Raw genomic sequence first — 18,457 nt, 5'->3', positions numbered from 1 at the left:
ATAAGCCACCGTGACCCTTGAAAACCATGCGGGACAGACCGCGGCCGGAGAACCCGGGAGGTTCTCCGGTGACTCGGAGGTCCACAGCATTACGGATGCCGCGGGAGCCCATTCCGAGGACATGCACAGACGCATGATCCAGTACGCCCTGGCCATGGGCATCCGCATGGTGTGCCTGATCCTGATCTTCGTGGTGGACGGCTGGTTCAAGATCATCATGGTTGCCGGCGCCGTGTTCCTGCCGTGGATCGCGGTGGTCATCGCGAATGGGAGCGACAAAGCCGAGGCGCACAGCGATTCGCTGCTGGACTCCGCTCCCCTGGCGGAAATAGAGAGCCCGGTGCAGCCCGCCCGCGACGACGGTCCCGGCGGCGAGGTACTGCAGGGCGAGTTGATCAACGACGACGGGACCGAACCCGGGGAGGAGCGGCAGGCATCATGAGCATCTTCGACTTTGCCGCAGGGACCGATCCTGCAGTGGCCGAAACAAGGGCAATCTGCTCCCGCAAAGCGTGCCGGTCCGGCGCCTCCTGGCAGCTCCTGTGGAACAACCCGAAGATCCATACCCCTGAGCGGCGCAAGATCTGGCTGGCCTGCGCAGAGCACCGGGACTGGCTGGAGGACTACCTGCAGACGCGCGGGCTGTGGAAGGAAACCCTCCCGCTCGACGCCCGTTCCCCGGACAGCGCCTGGGAGCAGGAAAGCTGAATGTACCGTTTCCTTTTTTCCAGCAAGTGGCTGGGCTATCTCCTGCTGGCCGCGATCTTTGCCACCGCCTGCGTGTTCCTGGGCCGCTGGCAGATGGACCGCCGGGCGGAGACGCTCGCCGAGATCGACCGCGTGGTGACCAACTACTCCGCCACCCCCATTCCCTTCGACCAGGCACGCGACCAGTTCACCCGCCTGGATCCGGCCAAGGAGTGGACCCAGGTGGAGCTGAAGGGCTCCTATGACGTGGCGGGCCAGCGCATTGTGCGGAACCGTCCCCTGAACGGGCAGCCCGGCTACGAGGTTGTGGTCCCGTTCCGGCTGGAGTCCGGCGAAACCGTGGTGGTGGACCGCGGCTGGCTCCCCATCGGCAACAAGAACCCGGGCAGCCCGGATTCGGTGCCGGCGCCGCCCGCCGGTGACGTCACCGCCGTCGTGCGGTTGAAGCATCCGGAACCCGAACTGCAGCGCGGGGCACCGGAAGGCCAGCTGGCGTCCATCGACCTGGCCGCCTATTCCAAGGAACTCGGCTATCCCCTGCTGACGGGCGCGTACGGTCAGCTCGCGTCCGAGACGCCGCCGGCGGCGGAAATGCCGGCCGCCTTCCCGAAGCCGTCCACCGAGGAAGGCACGCACCTTTCTTACTCGCTGCAGTGGTTCGCCTTCGGCATCCTGATGTTCGTGGGCTTCGGTTACGCCGCGCGGCAGCAGGCGCGCAACGCGGCCATCGACGCCGAGGATGACGCCCTGGATGACGGAACCGTCCATTCCGCCGCGTCCGCCCGCCGTCGTCCCTCCGCCCCGCGGAAGCGGAAGAAGGCGACGTCGGAGGAAGAGGAAGACGCGCTCCTGGACGCGCAGGGGTACTGACCCGGCGGAGCACGACGACGGCGGATGCGTTCAGTCCGTCCGTCTCCGTCGTGGTTGCGTCCGCGATGCAGCGTGCGTAATTTCCCGCGTGCTGCTCGTTCCTCGCTTTGACGCACGCTACAGAAATCACCCACGCCGCCTCGCTTGTGCCAACAGCGACTTAAGTCGGCTATACGCGGCCACGGCAGCAGCGCACGCCTCCCCGCCGTCCGTTCGGCTCACTTGCAAGGTGGAGATTCTCCAGGACGCAGGCGGCTCTAAACGCCGCAATCCGGAGAACTCTCCGGAAGGTGCGCGGCACAGTCGGTACATGCTCACTAGCGTCAGCGGCCGGGTGATTTGTGTAGCTTGCGTCAGAGGCGAGGAACGAGCCAGCAAGCGGCAAATCGTCCGGCCGGGGACGCGGACGCAACCAGCCGTTGTCGGAAGAGTCAGGCCAGCGTGATCAGGTCGAGGTAGTCCTCGTTCCAGAGGTCCTCGACGCCGTCCGGCAGCAGCACCACACGCTCGGGGTTGAGGGCTTCCACCGCACCCTCGTCGTGGCTGACCAGGACGACGGCGCCCGTGTAGTTCCGCAGGGCGCCGAGGATTTCGGCGCGGCTGGCGGGGTCCAGGTTGTTGGTCGGTTCGTCGAGGAGGAGGACGTTGGCGCTGGAGGCCACGATGGTGGCCAGGGCCAGGCGCGTCTTCTCACCGCCGGAGAGCACGCCGGCGGGCTTGTCTACGTCGTCCCCGGAGAACAGGAATGATCCCAGGATGCCGCGGACCTCGGCGTCCTTCATGTCCGGCGCGGCCGAGCGCATGTTCTCCAGGACCGTGCGGTCGTGGTCCAGGGTTTCGTGTTCCTGGGCGTAGTAGCCCACCTTGAGGCCGTGGCCGGGGACGATGTCGCCCGTGTCCGGCTGGTCCACGCCGGCGAGCATCCGCAGCAGCGTGGTCTTGCCGGCGCCGTTGAGGCCCAGGATGACCACCTTGGAGCCGCGGTCGATGGCGAGGTCCACGTCGGTGAAGATTTCCAGCGATCCGTAGGACTTGCTGAGCCCTTCGGCCGTGAGCGGGGTCTTGCCGCACGGCGAGGGATCCGGGAAGCGGAGCGCTGCCACGCGGTCATGCTCGCGGACTGCCTCCAGGCCGCTGAGGAGCCGCTCGGCACGCTTGGCCATGTTCTGCGCGGCCACCGCCTTGGTGGCCTTGGCACGCATTTTGTTGGCCTGGTCCATCAGGACCTGGGCTTTCTTTTCGGCGTTGGCGCGTTCGCGCTTGCGGGCACGCTCGTCCGTTTCGCGCTGCTGCAGGTAGCGCTTCCAGCCCATGTTGTAGAAGTCGATCTGGGCGCGGTTGGCGTCCAGGTGGTACACCTTGTTGACCGTGGCCTCGAGCAGTTCGACGTCGTGGCTGATGACGATCAGGCCGCCCTGGTGGTTCTTGAGGAAGTCGCGGAGCCAGGAGATGGAGTCGGCATCCAAGTGGTTGGTGGGCTCGTCGAGGAGCATGGTTTCGGCGCCGGAGTAGAGGATCCGGGCCAGTTCCACGCGGCGCCGCTGGCCGCCGGAAAGGGTCCTGAGCGGCTGATTGAGGATCCGTTCGGGCAGCGCAAGGTTGGAGGAGATGGCCGCCGCTTCGGCTTCAGCGGCGTAGCCGCCGCCGGAAAGGAACTCGGCCTCCAGCCGGTCGTAACGTGCCATGGCTTTGCGCTGGACTTCAGCGTCCTCGCTCGCCATGTCGGCCTGTGCCTTCTTGAGCTTGCCGACGACGACGTCCAGGCCGCGGGCGGACAGGATGCGGTCCCGCGCGAGCTGCTCCATGTCCGGGGTCCGCGGGTCCTGCGGCAGGTAGCCGATTTCGCCGCTGCGGGTGACCTTGCCTGCCGCCGGCAGGCCCTCCCCCGCCAGGACGCGGGTCAGGGTTGTTTTCCCGGCGCCGTTTCGGCCCACCAGGCCGATTTTGTCGCCCTTGTCGATGCGGAAGCTCACCTGGTCCATGAGGAGCCGGGCGCCGGCGCGCAGTTCGAGGTCCTGGACGGTAATCACAGCAGGTAAGGCCTTTCACAACAGGGAACGCCCCAACCTCGGGAGGATCAGGAGGACGCGGGGCAGAATGGCCGGAGAACGGCCCGTACAAGTCTACCGCCCGGTTCAACCCGTTCGGGACCTTGCCTGGGTTGGCTGCCCTTCCGTGTTTGCCGGGCGGTTGGCTCACAGCGTTGCGGCAATGTCCTCGACTGCCTGCGTGAGTGCGGCCATCGACACCGGGCCGCCGTGCCCCTCCTCCTCGACGATGACCAGCCGGCTTGATGCCCAGCGGCGGTGCAGCCGCCACGCGGTGACGGCGGGGCAGCTGATGTCCCGCCGGCCGTGGATCAGATGCCCGGGGACGCCGTTGAGCCGGTGCGCGCGGGCCATGATCTCCTGGCCGTCCGCCAGGAAGCCGTCATTGGCCCAGTAGTGCGTGACCAGGAGCGCGAACGTCATCCGCTCCCCCTCGTCGTCAAACCGCTGGCCCGGCAGCCAGTGGGGGTCCAGCGAAATGTGGGTCGATTCCCAGCGATCCCAGGAGGCGGCGGCCAGCCGCGCGTCGTCGCTGTCCCGTCCCGCCAGCCGGCGGGCGTAGGCCTCGACGAGGCGTTCGCCTGGTGCCGCGTGCGCGGCCTCGGCGAAGTCCGCCCACGCTTCGGGAAAGACCCGCCCCACGTCTTCCGTGATCCAGGTGATCTCTTCCCGGCTGGTTGTCGTCACCGCCACCAGGGCGATGCCGAGGACGCGTCCGGGGTGCTCCAGCGCGTAGGCAAGGGCCAGTGTGCTGCCCCAGGATGCGCCGGTGACAATCCACTGTTCTATGCCCAGGTGCTCCCTGACCGCCTCGATGTCCTCAATCAGGGACTGGGTTGTGTTTTCGTGCAGGTGGTCGAGGTCTTCGTAGGCCGCCGGAGTGCTGCGGCCGCAGCCGCGCTGGTCCAGTCCTACCGTGCGGAAGCGGCGCGGGTCGTGGCGTTTCCGGTAGCCGCCCTGGCCGAGTGAAGAACCCGGCCCGCCGTGCAGGTAAAGAACAGGAATGCCGTCAGGATTTCCCGTGGCTTCCCAATAGATCCTGGCGTGGGGCACATCCACCCAGCCGCTGTCTGTATGCATCGTTCAGCCCTTTTCCCGTCGTTCCGTCTGCCCCACACTGGGGAGATGAAGCTGTCATTCCGTCCGGCCTTGCCGGCGGGAATGCGTTCCGTCTTCGTTGCCGCGGTTCTGGGCGGCGCCGTGATGGGATCCGCCGGCGCCTGCAGTCCCTCCACCACCGGCGAGCCTCCATGCTTCCCGCCGGCCTACACGGTTGCTCCCGACAGCGCGCAGCCGGGAGCGAGCGTAATCGTCTCCGCACCCGCAGCAAAGTGTAATCCGCGGTATGGAACTGATGCCCGGATTCAGATCATCATCACCGACGCTGAAGGGGTTGAAGTCATAAATACAACAGATCCGATGACCGACGCCGGAGAGTTTTCGTATGTTTTCACGGTTCCTGCAGACATGCCTGTTGGCGAGGCGACAGTGACCGCCGTGCCCTACGCGATCGACTGGTGCGATGACTCAGGCAAGAACAACAGGGTGGGCGGGGCTGCAGATCTTTTACGTGCTTCTTGCGCAACGCCTATGGAAACTCTGACGATCACGCCCTAACTGGGCCATGTCCCGCTTGTCTCGTCTGGACTGCCTTTTATGCTTCTCAAATGGGGAAAAACATAATGCGGGAAGGCCCGGGGAAGCTCAGGCCAATCTACGTTGAAATTGGCATTCGGGCCTCAATGGACCTGGTGTGGACGTTAAGCCAGGACCCGGCACTCCATCCCCGCTGGGACCTGCGTTTTTCCCGCATTGTTCCGATGACCGGCGACGAGAAGGGGCCGTTCATTTTCGCTACGAGTTCCGGCTGCCGTTGCACACCATCCGCGGGACCGGGACATCTTTGGGGCACCGCTATCGCAAGGATGGACAGGCAACTTCGGTGCTCAAGTTTGATACGTCGGACTCCTTGTCTCCCATCGGGGCAGGATCGGGGTACTGGCGCTACATCCCCACAGATACTGGGGTGCGGTTCATCACCGGCTACAACTACCGGCCGGGAATGGGAATGGTCGGTAGCGCCCTCGACGCCGGGCTGATCCGACCCGCTTTGGGATGGGCCACTGCCCTCAGCTTTGACCGCCTGCGGCTCTGGGCGGAGTCGGAGCTCGATCCCGGCGATGCCCGGAACCGCTGGATCATGGACGGCGCAGCGAGAGCCGCAAGTGTCTTGGTCGCCGGAGTGCTGCTCCGAAAAGCCCTTCTCGGCAGGAATGCAGCCTGGGCCTTTATGGGTGCTGCAGCGCTATTGACGCTCACCGCTCTCCCGGCGCACCGAACAGTGCCTCGGGCGCTACGTTGCCGCCGGGCGGCTCCGGATGCCCGCTCTGGACGTGCCCCATCGGCCCTGAGCGGGCTGCCGGCACCCTCGTCACGGACATCCCCAGCGAATCAGGGATGAGGGAGGAATAGCTGTGACCTCGATTTTTCAGCTGGCACTGGGCCGGGACTTTCAGAAATTGCACCCTATGTTGCAAAAGCGCTTCGGTGTGGATGTCGACAGCGGATATGCCTGCGTGGGGCGTGGGGTTTTCTCCGAAGTCCGCCGTGGCGCATGGTGGACAGTTCCATTCCTCCGACTGGGCGCCTACCGCAACATCCTCTTTCCCGACCAAGGCCGTGACATCCCCTTCACGATCGAGAACTATCCCTATATTGACGGCCTCGGCAGGCCAACGGTTACCTTCGTGAGGACCCTCGAACTGCCCCGGTCCAAGAGACGCCGCTTCGATGCCACCATGATTTACAGCCCCCAGCGTGGATCTATTGTGGATTACCTTGGAACGCACCAGCATTTGGCCACCGATCTCAACCTGGAGGTTACGGCTGACGGCTCCTTGCATCTGCAGTCCACGGCCCAGCGGTTCTACGAAGGCTTCGTGGGCTTCACCTTTCCCGCGGTCCTCACGGGTACCGCAGACCTCTACGAAGGCTTTGATGATGAGCGTGGCGTTTACACCATCCAAATGCAGGTGCGGAACCCGGTAGCGGGGTTCCTGTTCGGGTACCGGGGCGAGTTCACGTGCACGTTCCCCAACCTGGCAAATGAAGAGATTCCACGGCACCTGAGGCCGCTCAGGGAAGAAAGCCGCCAGTAGAGCTGGCTGACAGCGCGTCCATCAAAGCCGCGGGGCGCAAGTAAGAAGTAAAGCTGAACGGGGCATTCGCAGAAGGTTAGCTAGCGTATTGCGCCGACTCCGGCGTGCAGGCGCCTTCCTCTACGGCATCTTAGGTAGGGCTGTAGCCCAGCGGCACCTACAGAGCGTAAATTCGCCGCATGGGGACACAAGAACTCTGGACAGACACCGTCAGCTGGCTCAACATCAACGCACCCGTAACTGCCAGAACCATCCGACCACCGGCACCGGAACCTCTAATTCGTCCACTTGAACCAGCCGCGCCAAACGGGTGGCCCAATGACTTGTCGATCCTGTACCGGCTCTTCGACGGCACGGAACCATCAACAGCCGGGTACATCTTCCCTCGCTACCGGCCGCTGCCCTTAGAAGAAGCCAAGAAGACCCGGCAAATGATGCTGGACATCTGGGCCCAAGTCGGGGCCCAGATGAACGAAGCATTTGAACGGCAGCAAAGCTCCCCGCTGCACCTAAACCTACGGGCGGTCAGCGAAGCCCACAGCAGGGTCCCCACGCCAGAACCCCACAAACCCTACGACCCAGCAAGTGCTGAAGCTGACCAGGCAGGTACCCGCGCCTGGATCTTTACCGCCCCATTCCTGCCCATCGCAGACAACAACGCCGGCGACTATTTGTTCGTCGATCTCAGATCAGGGAGGAAGCACGGCTGCGTCAGCAAGTATTTCAAGGACGCGGCCGATTGGCGCCCGGCCATCTGGCCGTCCACTGAAATGCTGCTTCATGAGACGCTCACCAGCCTGCGCACAGGACAGGCAGTCTTCTCCTCACGGCCCGCGGTGACAGACGGCATTCTGCATTGGGAATTGCAGTTACCGTAACCCTGGACGGGACGCTTGCTGACATATGCTCGGTCCATAGCGCGCCCTGGATCTGGTGCAACCCCAAGCCGATAGTGAAAGGACTGCAATACTCTGACGATGGCCGTCTACTTTGCGTGCACAACGCGGACCGATATGCCCAGATCGAAGATATTTGACCTTGCCCGGAACGTTGACGCCCATAAAGATTCAATGGCGCAGTCGCGTGAAGAGGCCGTTTCCGGCGTGACGTCCGGTCTTATCTCTTTAGGCGAGGAAGTGATTTCTACCTTCGATTGCTCACAGTGGACCTAATCTCGCCGAAATGCCCGCTACGCTTTTCGAACAGCGCAGCCTCCACGTAGAGGAACGGAACGATGGGCGGAATTGAAGGTCCTGTGGCGGAGTCCAACGAACGTTGGGCTAAGGCCGACAGGAGGGCCCAGGGGTTGGCGGACAACGGCCTGGGGGAAGCCGTGAAGAACTACTACATCCGCTTCGTGCCAGCCGGAGTGGTCGTCCTGGCTGGAATCGGCACCGTAAGCGCGGTCCTGACGTTCCAAGGCTCTTTAGCCGCCTGGCCGTCCTACCTACTGTTTGGCGTCATGCTCGCCGGGTTGGGCCTCCTCGTCGGAGGCCTTGTCTACAACTCGAAGAAGGTAGTGCCAGCCGCCGAGTACGGAAAGGTCGACGTGACGCTTTCACTGACGGGCGAGGAACGAAAAGCAAATTCGCCGCCAGATAGCAGGCAAGGCAGCAATCATTCCGGAGCAACTTACGGTAACCCGTGGCGCGGCCGTACAGATGCGCAAGGCCCTCGCGACACAACTGCTCCTAATGCCGTTCTATCCCTTGCTCTTCATCCCCCAAGCTGTCCGTCAGGTCCAGCGTGACGAACCATTCGGATGGGTCTTTGCAGCTTTCATCTGCGTCTTGATGGTGGGGATTGTGTTTCTCCTACGCAATTTCCGGCGCGCGGGTAGGTTCCTCGCACGGACAGTGGAACAATCCTTCCCCAGGGGGCGATAGGGGAAACCTTCTATGGGACGGGTTGAAACCGTGATGATTATTCCTGCACCTTTAACGGCGCACAGGTTTTTCAGATTTAGTGCATTCTGATTAGGGCGGGATTATGCTTCGGCAACGGGGAACATGAAGAGCCGGGAGGTCCCGCCGCGCTGGTTGTTTTGGTTCTGGCTGGTTGCAGCCATCCCGCTCGGTTTGGGTGTCGCTTGGATAGTCAGAAACTTCAGCCCGGTAGCTCCGGATGCGCTAGCTGTGCCTGTAGCCTGCGCCGTCGTCTTCGCGATGGCAGTAGCAGTTTCGTCTCACAGGAGCGGCAAAAGGTTGAGCGGCCCCGAGCCCTTCACGCCAATCGAGTCGCGGCAAGAGTAGAGGGCCCGAGGCCCATTGCCTGTTTACTCAGGAACCTCTAGCGCGACAGTTTCGTCCATCATTACCCCAGCAAGAGGCAAGCGGTGTGATCCTGTGCATGATCCTCAACTTTGATCTGTGGCGCTGTCGTCCTCTCCGTATCGGAACTCGTGTTGAAGGTCGTTGATCATCTTCCTGGAAAAGAACCAAGCGAGGACTGCGGCAATTCCAGCCAGGCCAGCCCACCACAGACGTTCAACGGTGGGATTCAGCAGGGCGAAGAAGATGAAGAAGACAGCAGCCCCGGTGAACCCGATAGCTTGAGCGGTCCAATAGATAGTGCCCCGTTTCACGACAGGATGAACCCAATCCGACGTCCATGCTTTGAAGCGATGGTTCATATGTCCCTCTGTTCCGGCTTGGTGCTGCTCACGGGCTCCGGTGTCCTTCGCTGGTGTCAGAACCGGTCTTCATCCTGCTGTGACGGTTCAGTTCCCCATGAAGCTGCTCGCGATGAAGCTAGCCCCGACTACTACAAACATCAGGCCGAAGATCCGGGCGAAGACCGGCCTTGCCATGAAGGTTGCGGAGTAGTCGACCCCCATGGGTTTCTCTTCCGCGACTGCTCCGGCCAGTCCTTCCGCAGAATTATTCACGTTGATGACGAGGCACAGCCCCAGGAGCAGGCCCGCTGTACCGATTCCGCCTGACATCCATCGGGAAGCCTGGGGGATGTGCAGCAGGACCGGGATGATTCCTGCGATGAAAACGGCGATGAAGAGAATGTAGAGCGCCTTCAACGGCTGCGGCAGCCGGGAAATGAACCGGAAAATATTCATCCCTCACCCCTGATACCGAACGCGAAAGTAGTCAAGAAGGCAACGAACCAGACGCAGATCAGCACGTGGCCTGCACCAAAGACACGTGCTAGTTCCGAGGAACGTCCTCGTCTGTATTGCTATGGCCACTCTAGAAAGCCGCGTGATGACGCGGAAGGATTTTCTCCATCTTGGCCGCTTATTGTTTATATCTTGAGCTTCTCCACAGCGCCGTTCAATAACGACCGTTTTTGACCGATGGTCGGCACGCCTCTAGGGAATGTTGTGTGACTTTAGGCGATGAGTGGCGGTGTTTTTGCGGCGCTATTTGGCGCATGGCCAGCCCACAAGGGGATCCGTCATCACGCGACGCCGCCCTGTCGCGAATCAGCGCAGAAGCCACTCCGGTCTTCAGCTAAGAATGACCGGCACGGGCTTGAATTTGAAAGGCCCCCCGCATCCGACCCCGAACGGATGTTCTCCGGTGGATTCCGTTTCTACTGGCAAGTCAACCGCTGTACGGCCGCCGAGCGCAGCTGTCGCTTCAACATGGATTGAAGTGACGCTGACGGGCTTGTTCAGGTAGGGCGCGGATTGCGGTACCAGCCACTTCCTCTCATCATTCTGTGCCACCGCCTGAGGGGTGCACCCTTCCCCAAAACAAGCTGCAACTGACGCCGGTGGAGTTGAGAAGACCAGCTCCACCGGACCTGTGTAGGCATAGCCAATGGCCGGGCACACCCGGGAATCCCGAGACATGCCGCCAATGACAGCAGTCAACACTGCGATACTCATGCCGACTGCAACGAGGAGTACCCACCGACGCTTCATGAAGTGAGACTAGCGCCTCATGTCCAGTATAGGATCCTCCCTCAGGTACCCCCGCCGCCCATCCGTTTGACCGTGCTTCGCCTTCCGGTAGATACGATCGAAATGCCACGATTGACGCAAAACCAAGAGTTTGGGGAGCGCGATGGGAAAGCGACCTTTGGCGCCGATGCTCGTTGTTGCGTTGCTGGCCGCGTGCGCTGAACCCTCCGATCCAGCGGACTATCCACGTACTGCTTCTACCGACGACCGGTGGGGCGTGGGCTTGAGCTACCCTGTCTTTTCATCTCTTGATAAGTGCGAAGACGATCCCAGCGTGGAAATAGCTGTACAAAGTGCGGACATGCCGACCTCCAGACTTGGATTCCGGCTTAAGTCAGGAGCATCTGAAGCCGACGCCCTCCGCGTTGCTAACTGTGTGGCTGCGTTCTTAGGCAGCGGGGAACTCACGATTATGTCCCCTGGGGTATGACCGATACCGATGACGGTCCTGCCCGCCCATAAGCCGATCCTTCACCGGGGCACTAGCGCGCAGCGTCAGCAAGAGCGGACCTCGACGCAGTAGGCAAAAGGCGGTCAGCGTGAAGCAGGCCGGTGAGGGTGACGGTTTCAAGAGGTGCGTTACTGGCTATCGGTTGAGCCAGTACGCGTGCCCGATAGCGGCTGAGAGATTGTTGTCGGTGTACTCGGGAAACTTGGCTCTTAGCTCTTCCAAGTGGGGGCCATCCCAGGAGCGCCACACTCGGTTCGAGGCGTTTTTGATAACGTCGTCCGCCCTGTGCTTGGCCGCTTCGATCTCCCGTGACGAGAAGATGCTGCCGAGTTCGTGCTGTATGTCGATATAGCCCAAGCCATCTTGGACGTAGTGGCTGCCGTATCTCGTATTGAGGAGGTATAGGACGAATACTGCGTTCAGTACATCTAGTGTCTTGGCTTGCTCAATATCCAATTGCCGGCGCCGGAGACCGTCTTGCCTGTTTTCCTCTGCCCATTCCATCGCGCGGGTGAGTTCCCGTTCATAGGCTTCGAGTGGGAAGCCCGGTGCGGCGGACTGCATTCGTTCGATTGTGCGTTCCCGGGTCCATCCGTGGTACAGGTGACGGCAGGCATGCCAGTTCGAGCTGGCCCTAATTTGTGCCACTGAATCAGGTTCACGTGCACTGTCCTGGTGTGTGTTGTGACCCGGGCGGTTTTTTTCATTCCCCATCATCCAACCTTAGAGCGCATCGACAACCAATCGCCTGAGCCGAGGGCACTTCAACTCGAACTGTCGGCGCGCCTTACTTTAGGGAGGGGCAATGTCTCGGAGAGTCAGTGTTCGTCCGCCTACATCTACGCGGATGAAGCCCTCGGCTTGAGAGAAGCCGTCGTAACTCCAACCAAAGACAATCAGCGCCTCCGCGGCAAGCAAGAGGAACCTTGCTCTTGTCTCCTCATCAGAAAACTCGTAGGGCTCAATCCGTCCCAGGAGCTTGGCGGTAGCGCTCGCTCCGAAAGACTCAAACCGTCGGAGGACGAACTCTTGCCCGGTTTCCGGATCAGTCAACAGGTCACCCGTGACTTCAAAGGGAATTACTGCCTCCCCGACAGTCATCTTAAAAGCGGCTCCGGGGCTATGTGACAACCCGGCTACCCTTTGCAACGTAACCAGGCGATCTGGGTCAGCAACGTATTTGAGCCCCAAGAGTGGATCTTTGTACTCGCGCTTATAGATGCCGAACATACTCGTTCCTTGTCCTCAAGGGTCGCTGTGATTACCCGCGTGCTGATTACAGGGGTAATCCTCCACTTCGCTGCTGCCTGGGCACAGCTTACTTCCCGGTCAGCGTTCCTGAATTCAGTTGTCGGTCCCCTTTGCGGATAATTGCGGCAGGCGCATTTCATGTCGACATCCAATGAGAGGCAGTGGGCAGGTTGATCGAATCAGAAACTTTCGTTCTCAAGGCATTCGAGCATGTAGTCGATTTCGTCGTGGAGCCCTTTCCGCCCACAGATCCCGCAGCCGCCGTGCAAGCGGCGATGCGTGGTGAGAGGCAGGAAACTCCCTTGATGGTTCCACTGATTTACACTGGCATCGCTGCCGGGCCAGTCGACCTGGCTATCGAGGTCCTCAGCAAGAGACCGGAGACTACGGCGACAGACTGGGAGGACATTCACGAGTTGTCCCTGACGTTCCCTGAAGGCAAGGCATACTTCAACGAGCCCACAGGCCGGGACAAAAAGGATATAGGCACCATTGAGGGCGAGCAGAAGGGCACATACCGCATCAGGCTCCATGCCAACGGCCGCGACACCGCCTTCGACGATGTCGTGGAGTCCCCAGTTGAGCGCCACCTGGTCCAGTTCTGGAAGGAGCCACCATCACCAGCATCTGTCCTGTCATCGCAATCAGAAAGAGGCAAGAGCCTGCCACGTTTCATAAGAATGTGGCAGGGACCACCCGGTGCTACGGCCGGCAGCGAACCACAACTGCTAAACAGCCCGCCGGAATAGCGGTAGCCGCAGACGGAGGATAACCCTCTACTCTGATGCCAGGCCAAGTGGCGATCCTTCCGCACACGTCCCGTAAGAGGCTCGTCCGCGTAACGTCCCATTAGCCTGTCCCCGAGGAACCTCTCACGCGACACGTTGCTGGCCCGAGCAATCCCACAACTCGAACTTATTCGCTAGTGTCTTCCTGCTGCCTAAATTCGTGCGGCAGCTGTCTCAGTTTCAGCGCGGCCAAAACCGCACCCAGAAGTGATAGCAGGGCTGTCACTAGTGCAATCGCATCCTCTTCTGGTGTCATTTCAGCCAGCATGAGCAGGATTACCATCGCAAGCAGAGTGCCGATGCCAAGCAATAGAAGGCTTGCAAAATACCACCAGGCTCGGCGCTCCCGCGGGTCAATCCATGGTTCCATACTTAGCTTGCCTCTCGACTCAAGTGAAGCATTCCCCATGTGCTGACGGCGTTCAATAGCAGCAGGAAAAATTCGGCAGTCGGTTTCCCTCTGATTATGAAACTCAGCAGTGCTCTTGGCATTTTTACAGCGCCATTATCACCGTTGGTGTACTGAAGCGAACCCTCAACGGAACACACTCTGTTGGCTGGGCTCATTCTTCTAGCCATGCTGCCGCGGCCGTCAGCGGATCCTTCACCGATCGCTGCCCGTCGGTAATCAGGCCGACTAGCATCCGCCTACCGGTCCGTTGCTGGTTTTACAACGGCGCTTTACTGTCTGGGTTGGGCCCCAGAACAACCTGGGATTGTTAGAGAGTCGGAGAACCGCGTGGAAGCCTCGACCTTTAGTTTTATTGCAATGCTCATTTCCCTGGCACTTGGTCTTGGAATCGGCGCATACGCGGGCGTGAAAAGAATTACCATCAATGATGGCAAACACCCCGCCCTGGAGGTTGCTTCTACTTGATCTAGTTCTGGGGCTTGCTTCTGCCGCAATTCACGTGTGGCTTGTTGCCGTATAGCAACTGCAAACAGCAAAGAGCGGATCAATAGGATCTCATAATCTCACTGATAGTCGGGGTGACGACGGCTGACCGGAGAAACTACCCGTAGCAGGGCGCAGTCAGTAACAACGTTCTGTTGGGTTAGGCGCTTCCTGTCCGAAGTGTCGGTCCGGCGGTGCCGAGCGGTAAATCCTCCTGCTGTCCCGCTAGCCGGTCCTGCCTCGAATCACTGGCGATATAAGACAGCCTCTGGATCAACGGGCCGGGCCCGTGCAGACGGCTTTTGACATTGGTGCAGACGACTCCTGAAACTGACACAAGTTTTCCTCAGCGTTTGAGCAAAAGCCCTGCAAATACCCCGCCCAAAAAACTGCCCGCTGAAGGTGGCCCAAGCGCTACAGTTCGCGCCATGACAGCACTACATATCGGCTACGCCCGCGTATCAACCGCCGAACAGGAACTCACCGCGCAAATCAACGCTCTCCGCGACCTTGGCGTCGAGGACGAGCAGATCTTCGTCGATCACGGATACACCGGCACCAACAGGGCCCGCCCCGGACTGCGGGAAGCCCTGGCGGCATGCAGGAAAGGAGACACCTTCGTCATTACCAAGCTTGACCGGCTCGCCCGCTCCCTTCCTGATGCACGCGACATCGTGGAGGAACTCACCCGGCGCCAGGTAAAGCTGAACATCGGCGGCAGCATCCACGACCCCAATGACCCTGTCGGCCGGCTGCTCTTCAACATGCTGGCCATGGTGGCCGAATTCGAATCGGATCTGATCAGGGCTCGAACCAGGGAAGGAATGCAGATCGCCAAAGCCAAAGGGCGCCTGCGGGGCAGGAAGCCCAAGCTCTCCCCCGCCAGAGAAAGGGCACGACTAAACCGTCAATGGGCTAACCCTGCGTTGGCAGCACCAGCATGTAGCCCGCCGGCAGGTCGGAACTCCAGCGCCGGGGCTCGCGGATCACGAGCTGCGTTGCCAGCTGTTCGGGCGTGAGCAGGCTGTTGGGGACCGGCGAAGGGCCCCACCGCTCGCTGCCGTGCGGGTACAACGGATCGAGGACGCGAACACCCGTGACCGTGAACTCCGGGAACACTGCCGGGTCGCCAACCGCTTCAAACCCACTCATCACCCACGCGTGCCGGCCGCTCCACATCACAAGCCCCACCGGGCGGCCGGTTTCCGCGATGGCCCGGGCGGCCGTCCGCAGCGCGTCCTGATAGCCAGGCACACTCACCACTGAATACGGCCCCATGCCCACCTCGGTCAACACCTGCGCCCATCCCCGCGGGTTCGCCCCGTTGAATGAGTTGGACGACCGCGCCCGCGCCATCTCCCACAGCTCCCCCTGATGGGCGGAATCGCTCCAGGTGCCGCCGCCAGTGTCATCCATCAGGTTGTGCGCCATCTGGATGCTCGCCGCAACGCACCAGTCAAACGTGTACTGCGGCACGAAGTCCCCTTCCTGGTACAGGTTGAGGACAAACGGCTGCGGCACCGGGGGCGGTGCGGGAGCCTGCGTCGGCGTAGGAGCCGGGGCAGTTGGCGGCGCCGCAGCGGGTTCCGGCGAGGCCGGAAGAGCAGAGGAAGCCGGTGCCGTTTGCGGCGCGGAATTTTCGTTGAAGCCGACGGCGGGCGCACAGCCAGCGAGGACGGTCACCAGGGCAACCAGCCAGGCAAACAGACGGGATCGGGCACCAGTCATGGTCGAACCAGTCTAGCGCGGCAAGGCCCCCTCCAGACCTCAGAACGCGTAGCGGATCCGGCAGTACGGCGCGATCCTCTCAATCAGCGCCGTCAACTGCCGGACGTACCCGGCCTTGGCTCCGGAACGGTACCGCACGTTGCTGAAGCCGTTGGAGGAGACCTTGGACTCCTGCAGGTCCGGGCGCCACAGCACCTTCTCGGCCTGCGGATGCCACCCCAGGTTGACCTCATGGAGCCCCTCGTTGTGCGTCAGGAAAATGACTTCCGCCGCAAGCTGCGCCTTCGCGGCATCCGTCAGTGTGGCGTCGAGTTGGCGCAGCAGCTCCTCCCAGTCACTGAGCCAGGTGTCTGTCACGATAACGGGAGAGAAATTAACGTGCACCTCGTAGCCGGCGTCCACAAAGTCGTTGATCGCGGCCATGCGTTCGGCCACCGGCGAGGTCCGGACATCCACCGACTTGGCCAGGTCCGCCGGCATCAGGGAAAAGCGGACCCGCGTGTGCCCGCCGTGGTCCCAGCCGAGCATCGCCGGGTTCACGTACTTGGTCGCAAAGGACAGTTTGGCGGTGGGCAGGTCCCGGAACAGCGAGACGAGGTCCTCCACGTTGTCGCTGATCAGCGCGTCCACGGAACAGTCACTGTTCTCCCCGATGTCGTACACCCAGAGCTCGGGATCGCACTGGTTTGGCTCCAGTTTGATGCCCTGACGAAGGACATGCCGCTCAAGCGCGCCCGCGATCTGGTCGATATTGGCGAACACGGTGACCGGGTTGCTGTACCCCTTGTGCCGGGGCACGTAGCAGTAGGCGCATGCCATGGCGCAGCCGTTCGCGGTGGAGGGTGCGATGAAATCAGCAGATCGGCCGTTCGGCTTCACGGTCAGCGCCTTCTTGACGCCCAGCACCAGCGCCTCGGTTTTGATCCGGGACCAGCGCGGGACATTTGTCTCGTCACCGTGAAGTTCCGGAATGTTCCAGTGGTTTTCCACGGGCACGACGTCGGCTTCCGGCCAGCGCGCGACGATCTCCTTGCCGCGGGGCAGCTCCAGCGCCGCGGGCTGGGCAAAGATGCGCCGGATCTGCAGCAGCCGGTTGAAGTCCATGACTCCATTCTCCCAAGGCGGCCCCTTCAGACCGGGCCGTTAAGCCGAGGGCATCACGTCTTCACGGGACGAGCCGGACGTCCTCCCCGCGGAGGCCAACGCGGAAGCCATCGTCACGCACCGCCACGTCCCGGAGTACGAGTCCCTCCGGCAGCCCTTCTACCTCATGCTCGATGGTCACGAGCCTGCGAACGACGGCGGCAGTGGCGTCCGAGAGAAAGCCAGGTCCGCCGAAGTCGATCGAGCGCGGCTCGACAACAACCTTCCCAGCCTCCACCTCAACAGTGCCGGTGGCTGTGACGCGCAGTTCCCGGCCGAACGCCTCAACGGTGCGGACCACCCTGGCCTCGCCGCCACCGGCTGCCCCGACCACTGCCCCGTTTCCGAGTTCGCCGGCGACGACGTCGAACGGCACGGTGGCATCAACGGCAAGGCGTGCAGCAGCCAGCCCGTCCGGGCCCGAGACAACGTCCTGTCCGGTGGCCCGAACGTCGCGGAGCAGTGAGCCTCCCACAGCCACCGACCCCGCATCAAGCACCACGTCGGAGAGCCACACCTCACCGTCAAGCAGTTCTTCGGGAGGGGCCGTGCCTGCCGGGCTTTCAGCGCCAGGGACCCGGGAGAGTCCCTCCCCACCCGTTCCGGCCGGGTCACTGACAGCCCACCAGAAAACCGCGGCCGCGATACCCAGGACAACCAGCATCCCGGCAGCACCAATCAGCCACTCCCTTATCCGCATCCACCCCATGAAGCCATTGTGGCAGTTGGACAAGTCCCTCAGCCTCCGCTCCCCCGTTTAGTAGGGCATCTACAAAATGGCCCCGGTTCCGTCCCGGTAGCGTCGGCAGTACATTAGATTCCGCTTGTACAACCCCGACAGGACCCCCAATGAGCAACACCAAAACCACCGCCACAAACACCCAACAGGCAGGCCGCCGCCGCTGGAACGCCACGGACCTCGGCCTGATCGCCGTCTTCGCCGCCCTGGTGGCCGCCTCGGCGCTGGTCCCCGGCCTTGCCGTCAACGGCTTCGGCGTCCCCATCACCTTCCAGACGCTCGCCGTCATGCTGACCGGCCTGGTACTCGGCCCCGGACGGGGTTTCGCCGCCGTCGGGCTCTATGTCCTCCTGGGCCTCGCGGGCCTGCCCATCTTCAGCCAGGGACGCAGCGGCCTGGGCATCCTCGCCGGCCCGTCCGCCGGTTACATCATTGCCTTCCCCATCGCCGCAGGACTTGTGGGATGGCTGGCCACGGTGGTCATCCGCCGGACCATCAAGGCCCGTGCCCTGTGGCTGTTCCTCTCCGCAACGGTCACCAGCGTGGTGGTGGTGCACTCGCTGGGCATCGCCGGCATCGTGCTGAACACCAAGGCAACCTGGGGCCAGGCCTTCCTGGGCGACGTCGTGTTCTACCCCGGCGACATCATCAAGAACGTCCTGGCTGCGCTCATCGCCGTCGCCCTGCACCGTGCCTTCCCGGACATCCTGGTCCGTCGGGTCAAGCGGACCCTCCCGCAGCCCGCCCAAGCCTAGGACC

The 18,457-nt window shown here is 62.1% G+C and carries 20 protein-coding genes and 1 pseudogene; 11 read left to right on the top strand and 10 right to left on the bottom strand.

All coding sequences use genetic code 11. From position 1 onward, the window contains the following. The first annotated feature begins 10 nt into the window (after positions 1–10). The 3 genes from AC5RT3_RS14880 to AC5RT3_RS14870 are packed head-to-tail and all read left to right on the top strand — an operon-like array spanning position 11 to position 1,578. On the top strand, positions 11–442 hold the full coding sequence (locus tag AC5RT3_RS14880; protein WP_494124564.1) for a DUF3099 domain-containing protein: 432 nt from the start codon (positions 11–13) through the stop codon (positions 440–442). Then, a complete protein-coding gene (locus tag AC5RT3_RS14875) occupies positions 439–708 on the top strand; it encodes a hypothetical protein (RefSeq protein WP_494124563.1) in 270 nt (89 codons plus the stop codon). The genes AC5RT3_RS14880 and AC5RT3_RS14875 overlap by 4 nt, the downstream gene beginning before the upstream one ends. Continuing rightward, complete coding sequence (locus tag AC5RT3_RS14870; RefSeq protein WP_494124562.1) at positions 709–1,578, top strand: SURF1 family cytochrome oxidase biogenesis protein; 870 nt, start codon at positions 709–711, stop codon at positions 1,576–1,578. Between the two features lie 431 nt (positions 1,579–2,009). On the opposite strand, the gene AC5RT3_RS14865 is transcribed toward AC5RT3_RS14870, so the two are convergent. Continuing rightward, a complete protein-coding gene (locus tag AC5RT3_RS14865) occupies positions 2,010–3,608 on the bottom strand; it encodes an ABC-F family ATP-binding cassette domain-containing protein (RefSeq protein ID WP_494124561.1) in 1,599 nt (532 codons plus the stop codon). A gap of 165 nt (positions 3,609–3,773) precedes the next feature. Continuing rightward, the gene (locus tag AC5RT3_RS14860) at positions 3,774–4,706 is read right to left on the bottom strand and encodes an alpha/beta fold hydrolase (protein ID WP_494124560.1); all 933 of its coding nucleotides are present in this window, start codon (positions 4,704–4,706) and stop codon (positions 3,774–3,776) included. A 45-nt stretch (positions 4,707–4,751) separates the two neighbouring features. Between AC5RT3_RS14860 and AC5RT3_RS14855 the strand changes: the two genes are divergently transcribed. The 4 genes from AC5RT3_RS14855 to AC5RT3_RS14840 all read left to right on the top strand — a co-directional run bounded on the left by AC5RT3_RS14855 (position 4,752) and on the right by AC5RT3_RS14840 (position 8,534). Beyond that, complete coding sequence (locus tag AC5RT3_RS14855) at positions 4,752–5,243, top strand: hypothetical protein (protein ID WP_494124559.1); 492 nt, start codon at positions 4,752–4,754, stop codon at positions 5,241–5,243. Positions 5,244–6,154: 911 nt separating this feature from the next. After that, on the top strand, positions 6,155–6,784 hold the full coding sequence (locus AC5RT3_RS14850) for a DUF4166 domain-containing protein (protein ID WP_494124558.1): 630 nt from the start codon (positions 6,155–6,157) through the stop codon (positions 6,782–6,784). A 179-nt stretch (positions 6,785–6,963) separates the two neighbouring features. Further along, positions 6,964–7,662, top strand: a complete 699-nt coding sequence (locus AC5RT3_RS14845; RefSeq protein ID WP_494124557.1) for an SMI1/KNR4 family protein — start codon at positions 6,964–6,966, stop codon at positions 7,660–7,662. A 356-nt stretch (positions 7,663–8,018) separates the two neighbouring features. After that, a complete protein-coding gene (locus AC5RT3_RS14840) occupies positions 8,019–8,534 on the top strand; it encodes a hypothetical protein (protein WP_494124556.1) in 516 nt (171 codons plus the stop codon). 606 nt (positions 8,535–9,140) lie between these two features. On the opposite strand, the gene AC5RT3_RS14835 is transcribed toward AC5RT3_RS14840, so the two are convergent. The 4 genes from AC5RT3_RS14835 to AC5RT3_RS14820 all read right to left on the bottom strand — a co-directional run bounded on the left by AC5RT3_RS14835 (position 9,141) and on the right by AC5RT3_RS14820 (position 12,384). Continuing rightward, complete coding sequence (locus AC5RT3_RS14835; protein WP_494124555.1) at positions 9,141–9,416, bottom strand: hypothetical protein; 276 nt, start codon at positions 9,414–9,416, stop codon at positions 9,141–9,143. 87 nt (positions 9,417–9,503) lie between these two features. Next, positions 9,504–9,854 (bottom strand): hypothetical protein, encoded by a 351-nt coding sequence (locus tag AC5RT3_RS14830; protein ID WP_494124554.1) that lies wholly within the window; start codon positions 9,852–9,854, stop codon positions 9,504–9,506. A 1,435-nt stretch (positions 9,855–11,289) separates the two neighbouring features. After that, complete coding sequence (locus AC5RT3_RS14825) at positions 11,290–11,718, bottom strand: hypothetical protein (protein ID WP_494124553.1); 429 nt, start codon at positions 11,716–11,718, stop codon at positions 11,290–11,292. Between the two features lie 228 nt (positions 11,719–11,946). After that, positions 11,947–12,384 carry a hypothetical protein gene (locus AC5RT3_RS14820; protein ID WP_494124552.1) on the bottom strand — a complete coding sequence of 146 codons (438 nt, stop codon included), beginning with the start codon at positions 12,382–12,384 and terminating at the stop codon, positions 11,947–11,949. A gap of 182 nt (positions 12,385–12,566) precedes the next feature. On the opposite strand from AC5RT3_RS14820, the gene AC5RT3_RS14815 reads away from it, so the two are divergent. Further along, a complete protein-coding gene (locus AC5RT3_RS14815) occupies positions 12,567–13,154 on the top strand; it encodes a hypothetical protein (protein WP_494124551.1) in 588 nt (195 codons plus the stop codon). Positions 13,155–13,320: 166 nt separating this feature from the next. On the opposite strand, the gene AC5RT3_RS14810 is transcribed toward AC5RT3_RS14815, so the two are convergent. Then, positions 13,321–13,563 (bottom strand): hypothetical protein, encoded by a 243-nt coding sequence (locus AC5RT3_RS14810; protein WP_494124550.1) that lies wholly within the window; start codon positions 13,561–13,563, stop codon positions 13,321–13,323. Positions 13,564–13,932: 369 nt separating this feature from the next. Between AC5RT3_RS14810 and AC5RT3_RS14805 the strand changes: the two genes are divergently transcribed. Together AC5RT3_RS14805 and AC5RT3_RS14800 are read left to right on the top strand one after the other, a co-directional pair. After that, positions 13,933–14,070: a hypothetical protein gene (locus AC5RT3_RS14805; protein WP_494124549.1), complete on the top strand. Its 138-nt coding sequence runs from the start codon at positions 13,933–13,935 to the stop codon at positions 14,068–14,070. 446 nt (positions 14,071–14,516) lie between these two features. Beyond that, positions 14,517–14,978 (top strand): annotated as a pseudogene (locus AC5RT3_RS14800) (recombinase family protein); the annotation flags it as partial. 25 nt (positions 14,979–15,003) lie between these two features. Here AC5RT3_RS14800 and AC5RT3_RS14795 read toward each other — a convergent pair. The 3 genes from AC5RT3_RS14795 to AC5RT3_RS14785 all read right to left on the bottom strand — a co-directional run bounded on the left by AC5RT3_RS14795 (position 15,004) and on the right by AC5RT3_RS14785 (position 17,668). Next, the gene (locus AC5RT3_RS14795) at positions 15,004–15,816 is read right to left on the bottom strand and encodes a hypothetical protein (RefSeq protein WP_494124548.1); all 813 of its coding nucleotides are present in this window, start codon (positions 15,814–15,816) and stop codon (positions 15,004–15,006) included. Between the two features lie 39 nt (positions 15,817–15,855). Further along, on the bottom strand, positions 15,856–16,920 hold the full coding sequence (locus AC5RT3_RS14790) for a spore photoproduct lyase family protein (protein ID WP_494052289.1): 1,065 nt from the start codon (positions 16,918–16,920) through the stop codon (positions 15,856–15,858). Positions 16,921–16,981: 61 nt separating this feature from the next. Continuing rightward, entirely contained in the window at positions 16,982–17,668 is a 687-nt protein-coding gene (locus AC5RT3_RS14785) for an LmeA family phospholipid-binding protein (RefSeq protein WP_494124547.1), read from the bottom strand. A 140-nt stretch (positions 17,669–17,808) separates the two neighbouring features. Between AC5RT3_RS14785 and AC5RT3_RS14780 the strand changes: the two genes are divergently transcribed. Continuing rightward, a complete protein-coding gene (locus AC5RT3_RS14780) occupies positions 17,809–18,453 on the top strand; it encodes a biotin transporter BioY (protein WP_494124546.1) in 645 nt (214 codons plus the stop codon). Positions 18,454–18,457: the final 4 nt, after the last annotated feature.

The organism is Arthrobacter sp. Y3221159 (genome assembly GCF_059089885.1).
Note: the sequence above shows the minus strand (reverse complement) of the source record. Positions and strands in the feature narration are given on the sequence as shown.